The sequence below is a fragment of the Corynebacterium ammoniagenes DSM 20306 genome (assembly GCF_001941425.1).
GTDB lineage: Bacteria > Actinomycetota > Actinomycetes > Mycobacteriales > Mycobacteriaceae > Corynebacterium > Corynebacterium ammoniagenes.
This window is the reverse complement of the sequence record NZ_CP009244.1, coordinates 353,192-366,829: the sequence shown is the minus strand read 5'-3', so window position 1 is coordinate 366,829 and position 13,638 is coordinate 353,192. Positions and strand designations below refer to the sequence as shown.

At 53.2% G+C, this 13,638-nt stretch carries 9 protein-coding genes and 1 pseudogene; 6 read left to right on the top strand and 4 right to left on the bottom strand.

The features are described 5' to 3' along the window. Positions 1-42: 42 nt before the first annotated feature. The 4 genes and pseudogenes from CAMM_RS01795 to lpdA form a co-directional block, all read right to left on the bottom strand. A complete protein-coding gene (locus tag CAMM_RS01795) occupies positions 43-456 on the bottom strand; it encodes a hypothetical protein (protein WP_147581026.1) in 414 nt (137 codons plus the stop codon). A 32-nt stretch (positions 457-488) separates the two neighbouring features. Further along, a complete protein-coding gene (locus tag CAMM_RS01790) occupies positions 489-2,006 on the bottom strand; it encodes an LGFP repeat-containing protein (RefSeq protein ID WP_232051021.1) in 1,518 nt (505 codons plus the stop codon). Positions 2,007-2,349: 343 nt separating this feature from the next. Continuing rightward, positions 2,350-3,664 (bottom strand): annotated as a pseudogene (locus CAMM_RS01785) (ISL3 family transposase). A gap of 234 nt (positions 3,665-3,898) precedes the next feature. After that, positions 3,899-5,311 carry a dihydrolipoyl dehydrogenase gene (lpdA, locus tag CAMM_RS01780; RefSeq protein WP_003846183.1) on the bottom strand — a complete coding sequence of 471 codons (1,413 nt, stop codon included), beginning with the start codon at positions 5,309-5,311 and terminating at the stop codon, positions 3,899-3,901. Positions 5,312-6,270: 959 nt separating this feature from the next. Between lpdA and CAMM_RS01775 the strand changes: the two genes are divergently transcribed. From CAMM_RS01775 to rfbA, 6 genes are all read left to right on the top strand, one after another. After that, positions 6,271-7,647 carry an alpha/beta hydrolase gene (locus CAMM_RS01775; RefSeq protein ID WP_003846182.1) on the top strand — a complete coding sequence of 459 codons (1,377 nt, stop codon included), beginning with the start codon at positions 6,271-6,273 and terminating at the stop codon, positions 7,645-7,647. Between the two features lie 46 nt (positions 7,648-7,693). Beyond that, positions 7,694-8,770, top strand: a complete 1,077-nt coding sequence (locus tag CAMM_RS01770) for an alpha/beta hydrolase (RefSeq protein ID WP_003846181.1) — start codon at positions 7,694-7,696, stop codon at positions 8,768-8,770. A 70-nt stretch (positions 8,771-8,840) separates the two neighbouring features. After that, complete coding sequence (locus tag CAMM_RS01765) at positions 8,841-10,193, top strand: M1 family metallopeptidase (RefSeq protein ID WP_003846180.1); 1,353 nt, start codon at positions 8,841-8,843, stop codon at positions 10,191-10,193. Between the two features lie 112 nt (positions 10,194-10,305). Continuing rightward, positions 10,306-11,289 (top strand): dTDP-glucose 4,6-dehydratase, encoded by a 984-nt coding sequence (gene rfbB / locus CAMM_RS01760; RefSeq protein ID WP_003846177.1) that lies wholly within the window; start codon positions 10,306-10,308, stop codon positions 11,287-11,289. A gap of 47 nt (positions 11,290-11,336) precedes the next feature. After that, positions 11,337-12,743 carry a sugar nucleotide-binding protein gene (locus CAMM_RS01755; RefSeq protein WP_003846174.1) on the top strand — a complete coding sequence of 469 codons (1,407 nt, stop codon included), beginning with the start codon at positions 11,337-11,339 and terminating at the stop codon, positions 12,741-12,743. A gap of 18 nt (positions 12,744-12,761) precedes the next feature. Continuing rightward, the gene (rfbA, locus tag CAMM_RS01750) at positions 12,762-13,628 is read left to right on the top strand and encodes a glucose-1-phosphate thymidylyltransferase RfbA (RefSeq protein ID WP_040354794.1); all 867 of its coding nucleotides are present in this window, start codon (positions 12,762-12,764) and stop codon (positions 13,626-13,628) included. Positions 13,629-13,638: the final 10 nt, after the last annotated feature.

Genomic DNA, 13,638 nt, shown 5'->3' with positions numbered 1-13,638 from the left:
TTTCAGATTCCCAGATCACAAACCCTATCCGCAATCTCTCCCTTAACCTGGAAGCCAAATCTGTGCTTCCGCACGCAAGTTGCAATGTAATTCCTGCCAGGTAGCCGGGGCCCTGTCTGAATCCTCAGCAGCTTTCCAAACAATTAGATCTTGGTCATCAAACCTAGCAGCACCTATAAGATAGTCTCCGGCAAGTTGTCCCGACCACAATTGTTGGGCATTGAATTGTTCTAAACTAACCTCGAAGTTTCCAGGTTCTACCAAAATCAGATTTGAAATATAGCCGACGTAGGCAATTCCCATTTCTGTTTCAATTCTTATGACCGTGTACAGCTCGTCATTCATCCACCAAACTGCTGCTGTAGAAAGCTTTGGTATATGCCTTCGACCTCGCCAAATATAGATATTCTCGCTTTCCAGTTGGCGTTTCAGGAGCCCGTCAACATATTCGGCCATCTTGCGGACATTGAAGGGTTCTAGTTGTCGCATTACCATAGATTTAGCGTAGGAATTTGTGTACTAAACCATCGAGGTGCTACGTCACTGTTGCCGTGTGTACCTGTGTTACGTACCGGATAAAGGGTCTTAATTCCTCGAGTCTCTGTGGCACCACCAATGTAGATCGTCGTTTCTTTTATCGCTCGATATTGGAAGCTTTCTCCTGTTGGGCGGAATACTGCACAAGCCGGGTCGGAGCACTCGACTTCATATACCATTTCCTCGTAAACCGCATCGTCTCCTTCCCTCCTATTAACGCATGAATTCTCGAGAACTGTTTTAATTGACCAGATACTCCAAATTCCATGCTTATGAACAATCTTGTCATATCCCCATGGACCTCCACGGCCAGCTTCAGGGTTATACCATCCACGACGCAGAACAATATCCTCGTCGCATCCATCCTTCGATTGCATTAGAATCTTGTCTGTATAGTCGTTGCCTCCAGCACTGTTTGGGCTTCTTAACATTGACGCCTCAAAACCTTCGCCAGAGTTTGGGTTGAAAGCAGGAAAGAATTCGTCGAGTTGATTACCATAGATTGCCCCTCCTTCGAACTCTTGCTTCTTCCAACTGTCTTCAAAATCCAACGGATCATCAGTAGGGTACCCCATCGATTCTGCAACGACTCCCGAATACACCCACTGAAGTAGCACATCACCAGTTATGGCGTGCGCCCCATGTTGTGGGTGCCAGATCATCATGCCCTGCTGAAACAGACTGTACTTTCCAATCCCGTCTGGCATATCCTCTTCACTCGCAATTGGATAGCCCAAAGAGCTCTCCTGAGCACCAAGTTCAGCCCATTTATCATAGATTCGGCCTTGAATTCCGGCCTGAACTGCTGGAACTGAATTTCGCGTATAAATGTAACCGCCTTCGTACTGTTGCTTAAACCAGCCGTCGCCAAGCGCAATATCATTAGTTACTGGGTAACCAAAATGCCCACGTTCCCACCCATTAGCAGACCACACAACTGTCGCAGGAATACTAACTGTATGAGCTCCATGGGTTGGATGCCAATATATGAACCCATTTACAAACTCAGTTCTCCGACCGACACCATCGGGGTTCTTCAATTCACCACTTTTGGGAAAAGTTAGGAAACTTCGGGGACCGCCAATTGAATTATAGAGAATGCGAATTGCACCACAAACTTCATAAGGCGAAGGCCAGTACACTTGACATCCTGTAGTCGAATTCAATCTCGTACTTGTCTCTTGCTCAATCTGTGCCTCCTTCACCTCCGCGAGATCCGCCTCTTCCTTAGTAAACCCTTCTGGAATCCTTTCATAATCGCTGCGCATTTGACCTGCCACCACGGTGCGGTTTGGAGAGTCAGTAGGCGACCAATCAAATGTCTCATCTGGAGGCAATTCTGGTTCTACAATTTCACCGTAAGGCTCTTTAGCCCAATCGGGAAGTATTGGACTTTCAATCCTCTCGGTGAGAAGATCTTGCGAATCCGGTTGTTGGCCTGATGAATTTTCACCGCTAAGTTCAGTCACCGGAGATAGAGGTTCCGACTTGGGTAGAGATTGCGCTAACACAGGGGACGGCGCACTGAAAATCGTGAATATCACGACTAAACTGAGAAGTGGACTTATGAGGCGTGACAGCATTAAGCTCTCCTAGAAAATACCTGTGAGGAACTTATCAAATCCTTATTCACAGTATAGGAATAGTGAAATCTCCGCAGGTATTTGAACTTCCCGTTTCAGAATAGACCCATAGAACCTGCTATCACTTATTGCTATAACGACACCAAAACTCAGCCAACCGAGATTGTGTGCCGGTCCTAGGATTACGACAGGCGGCACTGATACAAACGCATTACCGGCTCTTCCGGTTTTAGAGTGCATTGATTTTGTGGGTGAGTTGTCCGGAGTGGATGAGGCTGCGCAGGATGTAGTGGTTGAGTTGCGAAATCCGAGCGCGATGCCACTGAGATGCTCTAAGCGCCCGTTGATAGCTTCAACAGGATCCGTTTGATACCCCTCCTACGTCGAAAAATGCCAGGACATCACCAAGGCGTTTAGTGCGGCTGCGGCCAAGTTGTGCAAGTTCTTTATTCGCGTTGTTGAGTGCACACAATGAGTCGATGATCTCGCGCATGCGGGCTTTGGCCTTGCGTTTGTCACTCATCTGATCGCAGTCAATAATGCCCTGGTAGGCCAGCCACGTCATTTTTAATGGCCCCGTAGTAATTGCCGTAGGCCCAGATTTCATCCAGGCGGGCTTGTTGTTTCTCCGCTAGCCATTTCTGCGTGGTCAACAAGGTTTTCCGGTTTTTATACAACGGGTCGTGTATGCGTCCATGACGCTGGTATTTCTCACGTTGGAGTCGTTGCCGGTATGTGGTGAGCTTGTCACCGGCCAAGCGCACGACATGGAATGGATCCATAACCCGCTTGGCGCGGGGTAAAAGTTCTTTACTCGCGGTGGCATAGCCTTGGAATCCATCCATCGCCGCAATGCGTACCTGATGACGAAATGCTGGGCTTCGGTGTGCAAGCCACGCTCGCAGTGCATCGGCGCTGCGGCCTTTCACCACATCAAGCAACCTCGCTGGGGACGTGCTATCGCAGTAATGGCGGGGCATATCAACATTGACGGTCACAAAGCCTGACCCATGAACTTGTCGGTTGTGCGACCATTTATACTCATCGGCACCGATAACTTGGACACCGTTTAGATGTACGGGGTCGTCATAGACCAGCTCACGGCACATATCGATTGCTAGCTGGCAGGTTAAAACGCGGCCGATGCCGAGCGTTTTCGCAGTCGCGGAAATGCTCATACGGTCAACCGCGAGGCGTTGTAATATCCAGCGGGTGACCCGGTGGATGACCTATTTATTGGCTTCGGCGCACGCTAGTTGTGCCTGGTAGAACTTCACCCGACAGCCTCTCATCGTGCAGCGATAGCGCGGCAGGCGCACATGCAGCCTGGTAGGGAATTCAACAATAGGCAGATTCATTAACGTCCGCAGCACGTGGTCACGAAATATACCGGTGTTATCGCAGGTAGGACATCTATCGATATAGGCGGTGGCGTCTGCTTCGATCAGTGTGTATTCGCCGGGATCGCTAGCGCCGGTAATCGCTAGAACTAGTTCTGCGGTGCGGCAGATGGTGTCAGCGATGACATTACTAGTAGAACCCACGAGTAAGAGCCCCTTGTTGGTCAATGGATAGATTCGACACCTAAACCATCACCGACAAGAGGCTCGTTTACCAATCTGCCGCACCCAACCCGGTCAGAACTCACCGATACACTCTAGAACCGGAAGAGCCCCTAAGCGTTCACACTAGCTATACGATCGACTCAGGGCGGTGTACCCACTAAGTGGAGTACACCGCCCTGAAAGCGATCATGTAGAAATCTCAGATGGAGATACTTACAGGTTGATCATGTGTCCAGCGATACCGTGGGCAGCTTCCTTCATTGCCTCAGACATCGTTGGGTGGATGTGAACGCTGCGGCTGATTTCGTCTGCGGTCAGATCAAAGCGCTGCGCGAGGGCCAGCTCTGGCATGAGCTCAGACACGTTGGCGCCTACCATGTGGCCACCAATTAGCTCACCGAATTCGGTGTCAGCAACCAGCTTGACGAAGCCAGCGGTTTCGTTCATGCCGACTGCCTTGCCGTTAGCGGAGAACGGGAAGGTGGATTCCTTGAACTCACGGTCAGGGAACTTTTCCTTTGCCTGCTCCAGGGTGTAGCCGAAGGACGCAACCTGTGGGTTACAGAATGTTGCGCGAGGCATCATCATGTAGTCACCCAGCTCTTGGGTCTCAGCGTCAGCGATGGTCTCTGCTGCGACAATGCCCTGTGCTTCTGCCACGTGAGCCAGCTGCAGCTTCGCGGTAACGTCACCGATAGCGTAGATGCCATCAACGTTGGTGCGCATGCGATCATCAATATCGATTGCGCCGCGCTCGGTGAGCTTCACGCCGGTGTTTTCCAGGCCAAAGCCCTCAGTGCGAGGTGCGAAACCAATGGAGACCATGCAGCGATCCACGGTCAAGGTATCCGTCTTGGAGCCATCCTTGGATTCAATGTCAACGGTGACATCATCGCCGTTGTCCTTGATGGAGGTGGTCTTGTAGCCGGTCAAGATCTTTACGCCCAGCTTCTTGTACTGCTTCGCAATCTCCTTGGAAACAGCCTTATCCTCATTCGGAAGAACGCGGTCCATGAACTCCACGATGGTGACGTCCACACCGTAGTTAGCCAAGACATAAGCAAACTCCATGCCGATGGCGCCAGCGCCGACGATAACCATGGAATTTGGCGCTTCCCCATCGAGAATCTGCTCTTCGTAAGAAACGATGTTGCCACCGATTTCCACGCCAGGCAGGGAGCGCACTACCGAGCCGGTAGCAATGATGGCGTTGTCAAAGGTAATGGTCTTACCCTGATCATTGCCTTCAGTAATTTCGAGGGTCTTTGCGTCCTTGAAAGTTCCCAGACCGTCGATCTCGGTAATCTTGTTCTTCTTCATCAGGTAGTGAACGCCCTTGACGATCCCCTCGGAGACCTTGCGGGAGCGCTTGTGCGCTGCACCGAAGTCAAAGCTCACATCACCGGAGATACCAAAGTCCTTGGCCTCATGGTTGAAGGTGTATGCCACCTCAGCGTTCTTAAGCAGTGCCTTGGATGGAATACAGCCCACGTTCAAGCAAACACCACCCCAGTACTGCTTTTCTACAACTGCGACTTTCTTGCCCAGCTGTGCTGCACGAATGGCGGACACGTAGCCACCAGGGCCCGCACCGATTACTACTACGTCATAATGTTCATTAGTCACGCCTACTAGGGTACTTAAATCGGTACCCAAATGTCTGCATCGGGATCACTTATTCGCGCACAAATCCCGTTTCGACAGCGCATTGTGAATGTAAAAGGGGCAAAACCCCAAAACCACCCAGCAATGCTGGGTGGTAAGTGGGCACTGATAGCCCCAAAATGAGGTAGGTCGCTACCTCGGGTACTTCAAATGAAGGCGCAGACTTAGATCCAGCCGAAAAGAAGCGCGAGGTTAGAAGATGCAGCGGAACCCATGTGCACAAATGGGCCGATTGCGGTGGTAAAGGCGACGATCAAGGTATCAATAAAGTTCATTGTGCTGCTCTTTCATGTGATTTGGACATAACGGGGCGAGTTCTCTTACCGGATGTAACCTATCTCAGGTTTCAGCTGGCTGCCAGATTCACACCGGACTACAAGTTTTCGCGCTGACATCTACTACTAACGGTCGAGATGTCCGGGTTGTTACCAACTGCACGACAAAGCCCTTGTCGCCAGCATCGCACGTTCAATACAGAAAAATGCCAGGCAATCACTACCGGCTGCGCCCCGCTCTCACCCAAGCCGCATCATTGCTATAAGCCTAGGTAGACGGACTAGTTTTCTTCTATATTCAACCTACGCACTGCAAGGTGCTTGAAAAAGATTATGACATATTTGTCACTCCAGTACCAGCAATCTGGCGGAACTACTGATAAGCTGTGCCCGTTCGATGATTAATAGCTGCTTTGCAGGTTGCTTTAGAAAACTTTTAAGGAAACTCCGCTCAGCGGGACTTGATGGCCACTCTGAGCTGTTGGAACTTAAGTTCTGCTAACGAAAGTCTGGCATCTGGCGATAGCTAAGCAGCGGATTATTATCTCGCTCATAATTGTTTTCTGGCTTCTGATACGAAAGACTTGGCGTCTTTTCGACGCCGTGCCTTGGTGTCAGCATCCATTCACGAGGAAGCATTGGTTTATGAAACTTTTGCGCAATGTAACTGCTGTGACGGCGGCTTTGACGCTGTCTGCAGGCGTGTTTGCTCTGCCGGCTATCGCGCAAGATGGCCAGAATGTCACTGAGCGCACTGCGGAGCTTGATGCCGCTGATGCGCCGATCCAAGATGAGGACCGCGATTACATCGCCACTGACGGTGATGATGCAGCGGCGGTTGATGCCCTGCAAGAATTCGCGGACGATGCTGCCGAAGGCGAGCTTTTCGATGAGCAGGAGCCTTCGGAGACCGAATCTCCGCAAACTTTCGATGTAGAAGCGTCCCAAGGCCAGGCTGTCATCTCTGGATTAGATATCGAAGAGAAGATGGAAGGTTACCGGGATGCGGGCAAGAAAGTTCCGCTTCAGGAAACCTGGATGCACCGCGTGTACACCCATGAAAACGCTGACGGTGCAAAGGACTGGCTCGAGCGTGTCAAGGGGTTTAATGCTTATTCCCCATCGATGGACTTTGAAGTTCCATTGGCGGTGATTACCCCGGATGGAACGTTTGATGAAGCACGTCCAACCGTCTACATGCTCAATGGCGCTGGTGGCGCCGAGCAGGGCATGGACTGGATTACTGCCACGACCTATTCGGACTTGAAAGATGAAGAAAACATCATCGAGTTCTACCAGGATAAAGGCGTGAACGTCGTTATCCCACAGGCTGGTGCTTTCTCCTATTACACCGACTGGGTGGAGTCGCCAGAAAACAATTACCTCTGGCAGGAAAACATCAAGTGGGAAACCTTCTTGACCAAGGAGCTGCCACAGGCCTTGGAATCCGCGATTAATGGCAATGGCAAGCGTGCCATCGCGGGCATGTCCATGTCGGCAACGTCCGCGCTGGTGCTTGCCGAGCACAATCCAGGTTTCTATGACGCGGTCGGGTCATTTTCTGGGTGTGCTGCAACATCACGGCCATTTCCTAACCTATTTGCCAATCTCACCGTCAACCGCGGTGGCGGCGATACCACGCAAATGTGGGGTCCGCAAGGTGGCGAGTACAACGTGTACAACGATGGACTGGTCAACGCAGAAAATCTGCGGGGCTCCGCGGTGTACGTCTCGTCAAACTCTGGCCTGCCGGGCATGACCGATATGGGATCGTCGAAGATTGCAGACTTAGGCCTGTCAGCTGCGGCGCAGGGCTCTTCGACGCTTATCATCGAAGGCGGAATCATTGAGGCAGCTGCCAATTCCTGTACCCATGATTTGAAGGCAAAGATGGATTCTTTGGGTGTTTCCGCGGACTGGAATTTCCGTCCCACCGGTACCCACTCGTGGCCCGGGTGGCGCAAGGATCTATCAGAGTCGTGGCCAACTTTTGCGCGCGGCCTCGATCTATCAGACAATTAACCTCAGCTTCCTTTCCCGAATCACACAGAACGGAAAAATTTAGAATATGAAACGCATGAAATCACTTGCCGCGACCGTTGCCGTCGCAGGCGCCATGCTGGCTGTACCAGCAGCATCGGCAGCAGAATTAACCCCTGCACAGGTTGCTGGAGATACCCAGCTTTCTGAGGTCCGCGAATTGACGCCGACCGAGGAAATTGAAGGCCAAAAGTGGTACCAAAAGTACGCCGATGATGATCGCGTACTGAAGCTGGAAGCTACCTCCCCTGCTATGGATGGCCGCGCTGTCCCGCTTGCTGTTATCAAGGCACAAAACCCTGATCGCCCTACCATCTACTTGCTCAACGGTGCAGGTAGTGCGGAGCAGGACACGGACTGGTTGAACCAGTCCGAAGCAGTAGAGTTCTACGCTGACAAGGATGTCAACGTTGTTGTCCCACAGGCCGGTGCGTTCTCCTACTACACCGACTGGGATGTCAGCCCGAACCAGAGCTACTTGAAGGGCCCACAAAAGTGGGAGACCTTCTTGACCAAGGAGCTTCCTGGCCCACTCGAAGCGCACCTAAATGCCAATAACAAGCGCGCGGTAGCTGGTATGTCCATGTCTGCTACTTCGTCCTTGCTCTTTGCTCAGCACAACCCAGGCTTTTATGACGCAGTCGGCTCTTTCGCAGGCTGTGCAGCAACCGCTGCGCCATTTGAGTATGAGGCACTGCGTTTGACTGTAAACCGTGGTGGCGGCGAGCCAGAGCAGATGTGGGGCCCAATGGGTTCTCAAAAGAACCGCTACAACGATGCTTTGATGAACTCTGACAAGCTGCGTGGCACCGAACTGTACATCTCCTCAGGCAATGGCCTGCCAGGTGAGACCGATATGCCTTCCTACTACACCGGTCAGGGTGTTAACCCGGCTGCAGCTTCTGTTGGTGCAGCTACCTTGCAGATTGAAGGCGGCGTCATCGAAGCTGCCGTTAACCACTGCACTCACAACTTGGAAGCTAAGTTGAAGAGCCAGAACATCCCGGCGACCTACAACTTCCGCGACACCGGCACCCACTCCTGGCCAGGCTGGCGCGAAGACCTGGAGAAGTCTTGGCCAGTATTTGAAAAGGCCCTCTTCTAGTCAGAGGAACTTCTCGTCCAAGGAACACCTAATTAGGTAGTTACCTGAAGGGCGGTAGAATTGCAGCATCATGAAGTCGCTGCTTTCTACCGCCCTTCGGCGTTTGTCCGGGGAATATACCGATCCTTATACCGGCGTTGATTACAACGTTGGTTTTTCCATCGAGCACTATGAGCTTGATTTGGTCTACCGGGTTATGCCGAACCTGCTTTCCGGTGAGGCTAAGCTGCACATTCGCACCGTGGAAGACTTAGACAAACTCACCCTTGACCTGGGCGGTGCGATGGCCACGCGTCGGCTCTCCGCGAATAAGCACATCAAAATCACGCGCTTTCGGCAGTCGGGCGGCAAGATTCGCATTACTTTCGATGAGGTCATTGAAGCCGGCGAAGAATTCATTCTCACCGTGCGCTATGGCGGCAACCCGCGCCCCATCCGAACAACGTGGGGAGAAATCGGCTGGGAAGAAACCGAAGCCGGCGCACTCGTTGCTTCACAGCCCAATGGCGCTCCCAGTTGGTTCCCGTGTGATGACACCCCGGGCGAAAAAGCGACTTACGATATTCGCGTCACCGCGGATGATCCCTTCACTGTCATCTCCAATGGCACGCTCGTGTCCAAGAAAAACCGCAATAGCACCACCGAGTGGCACTACCGCGTCGATAGCCCCATGGCGACGTACCTGGCCACCATACAGGTGGGAGAATTTAGCAAATTCCAGCTCGGACGCAACACCACCGCGTGGGCCCCAAGTCACTTGCGCGCGCGGGTGATGGAAGAGTTTAAACAACAGCAGGAAATGCTGGACTTTTTTGAATCCCTCTTCGGGGACTACCCTTTCCCCGATTACCAGGTGGTTATCACCGAAGATGAGTTAGAAATCCCGCTGGAAGCACAAGGGCTCTCTATCTTCGGCTCCAACCACATCATGGGCAATCATCGCTTTGAGCGTTTGATCGCCCATGAATTAGCGCACCAATGGTTTGGTAACTCCGTGGGCATTGCCGAATGGAAAGATATCTGGCTCAACGAAGGTTTCGCCTGCTATTGCGAATGGCTCTGGGTCGAGCACAAAGGCTCAGAAACCGCGCATGATCTCGCCCGCAGCCACTACTTGGTGCTCAGCCGCAAGGACGAAGATCTCCTGCTGGCTGATCCCGGCGCGCGCGATATGTTTGATGATCGCGTCTACAAACGCGGTGCCATTGCCATCCACGCGCTGCGCCGCGCATTAGGTGATGAGGCCTTCTTTACAGCGGTTCGCAATTACCTCCACCAGGCACGCAACAGCACCGTGGCGCCGAAAGACTTCTTCGGCCACATGGATGATGCCGCGCTCGAAGCTGGGGTCGCACTAGATGAGATCGCAAGGCTTTCCGATGCCTGGCTCAACCACACACCCCTGCCGAAGTTCCCTGCCTAAGCCCGTCGGCTATCACCGGCGGTAGCCAGCGGCGGTAGACTTAGACCTCATGTGCACTTCTCATTTATCGGCACGCTCCGCCTTGTCTGATACCCCGCGGACTCTCTCCCGCATGTTGGTGACAGGCGGCGCAGGTTTTATTGGCGCAAATTTCGTGCGCCTCGTGGAAAAGCAGTGGCCGAAGTGTCAGGTCACTGTCATCGACAAGCTAACTTATGCCGGCAACCGGGATAACCTCGCTGGCACCCAAACTGCCTTCGTCCACGGCGATATTACTGATGCCGCGCTGGTGGATTCACTGGTGGCGCAGACCGATGTCATTGTGCATTTCGCGGCGGAGTCTCACAACGATAATTCTTTGCACGACCCCTCTCCGTTTATCACGACGAATATTATGGGCACCTATGTTTTATTAGAAGCTGCCCGCAAACATTCGGTGTATCTGCACCACGTGTCCACCGATGAAGTCTTTGGCGATTTAGAAATCGGCGCTCCCACCACGTTTACAGAGACCACGGCCTATGCGCCGTCTTCTCCATATTCTGCCTCCAAAGCCAGCTCTGACCACCTGGTGCGCGCGTGGGCACGGTCTTTTGGGCTGCAGGTGACCGTGTCTAATTGCTCTAATAATTATGGGCCCTATCAGCACATTGAAAAGTTCATCCCGCGGCAGATTACCAATATTTTAGATGGGCGCACGCCCAAGCTGTATGGCACGGGTGAGCAGGTCCGCGACTGGATTCACGTCGATGATCATAACCTGGCGGTGTTGGAGATTTTAGCGCACGGAGAATTTGGCGAAACTTACAATATCGGCGCTGACCAGCAAGATATTAATAACCGCGAGGTCATTGAATTAATTTGTGAGCTCATGGGCATCCCCGGGCAATATGAACACGTCGCTGATCGCCCCGGCCACGATCAGCGCTATGCCATGGATGCCTCCAAGCTGCGTGAGCAGTTGGGCTGGCAGCCGCAATACACCAACCTGCGCGACGGGCTGAAGCAAACCATTGCTTGGTACACCGAGCACACCGCGTGGTGGAAGACCGCCAAGGACGATGTGGAATCCACCTACGCCGCCAAAGGCCAGTAGTTTTTCGCTTTATTAGGACATGACCGACAAAGAAAGGCAGTTTCTGCGTGCACATTGAATCCACCGATATCGATGGTTTGAGCATTATCCACCTCGATGTCCACGGTGATAACCGCGGCTGGTTCAAAGAAAATTGGCAACGAACCACCATGGGCCAGGCTGGCTTACCGGACTTTGGACCCGTGCAGCACAACTTGTCTTTTAATGCCTCCGCCGGCGTTACCCGCGGTCTGCATGCGGAGCCCTGGGATAAGTTGGTCTCCATCGCCTACGGCAAGGTATTTGGTGCGTGGTGCGATCTCCGCGAAGGTTCTACATCCTACGGCCAGCTGGTGCATGCCGAAATTGGACCGGATAAGGCCGTCTTTGTTCCGCGCGGGGTAGCTAATGGCTTCCAGGCCTTAGAAGATAATACCGTCTATTCCTATCTGGTCTCCGATCATTGGTCCCCGGATGCGCAGTACACCGCGGTTAACCTCGACATGGTGGACTGGCCGCTAACGCCTACAGAGATTTCAGAAAAAGACCGCGCGCACCCACAGCTTGTCGATGTCACTCCGATGCCGCCGCGGAAGATTTTGGTCACCGGTGCTGATGGCCAGCTGGGCCGCGCACTGCGCGCGGTGTATAAAAATGCCGCACACGTGGAATTCACAACGCGCACCGAGTTCGATATCACCGCTGCAGATATCGCGACCGCCCGCCCGTGGCGTTCTTACGACGCGATTATCAACTGCGCTGCCTACAACGATGTCAATGGTGCTGAAACTGACCGCGCCGACGCGTGGGAAGTCAATGCCACTGCCCCGGCGCGCCTGGCAGCAATCGCTGCGGAAAATAACCTCACCTTCGTGCACGTGTCTTCCGATTACATCTTTGACGGCACCCAAGAGGTCCACACCGAGGCTGAGCTTCCCTCCCCGTTATCGGCGTATGGGGCATCGAAAGCCGCGGGCGATACCGCTGCGCAAACGGCACCGCGGCGCTATGTCATCCGCACCGCGTGGGTCTTTGGTGAAGGAAATAACTTCATGTCCACGATGGCATCGCTTGCCCAGCGCAATATTGAACCTCTAGTGATCAATGACCAAATTGGCCGTCCGACCTACGCCGAAGATTTAGCCAAAGGTATCAAGCATTTGCTTGATACCCGCGCAGACTATGGCGTATACAACCTGACCTCCGGCGGTGACGCGGTAGGACGCGATGAAATCGCCATGGCGGTGTTTATCGGCATGGGCCATGACCCCACCGAAGTCCACTCGGTTAGCACCGCGCAGTACAACGAGCACCGCGTACAACAAGCAACAGAGAACAACCAGCCTGCCCCGGCACCAGAAGCGCTGCGTCCTGCTGCCTCCACTTTGGATCTGACCAAGATTGAAGCTACGGGATTTAAGCCGTCCAATTGGCGTTCCTCGCTGGCTTTGTATCTCGCCTTATTGGAAAGCTAGACGCTAGGCTTTATGGCTATGAAAGGAATCATCCTCGCCGGCGGGTCTGGCACGCGCCTGTATCCCATCACCAAAGGCATTTCGAAGCAGTTGATGCCGATTTATGACAAGCCGATGGTGTACTACCCGCTATCAACGTTGATCCAGGCAGGAATCCGCGAGATTCTCATCATCACCACGCCCGAGGACTCCGCAGCCTTTGAGCGCTTATTAGGTGATGGCTCCCAGCTGGGCATCATGCTCAGCTACGCCGTGCAGCCCAAGCCCGAGGGCCTGGCGCAGGCATTTATCATCGGCGAGGACTTCATCGGTGATGACGATGTCGCGCTCGTGCTTGGCGATAATATCTTTGACGGCCACGGCTTTTCCACAGCCCTATCGGAGTGCCGCAATCCTGTAGGCGGCATCATCTTTGCCTTCGAAGTCTCTGATCCGCAGCGCTACGGCGTGGTCGAATTCGATGACGCCGGGCAGGCATTGTCCATCGAGGAAAAACCCACCGAACCGAAATCCAACCACGCGGTGGTGGGATTGTATTTCTACGACAACTCAGTGGTTGAGATCGCTAAAACCATCGCGCCCTCTGCCCGCGGCGAGCTGGAAATCACCGCCATCAACGACGCTTATCTGCAACAAGGAAAACTCCACGTCAAACGCTTGCTGCGCGGCGATGTGTGGCTGGATACCGGCACCGTGGACTCCATGTCCGAGGCCTCATCCTATGTCGAAGTCCTACAAAAGCGCACCGGTGCGGTCATTGGTTCGCCGGAAGTTGCCGCATACCGCGAAGGTTTCATTAGCGCGGCCGCATTAAATGAGCTGGCGAAACCGCTAGAAAAATCGGGCTACGGTGCATATTTACACACCGTAGCCCGCGAAGGTTAAAAGGCCATAC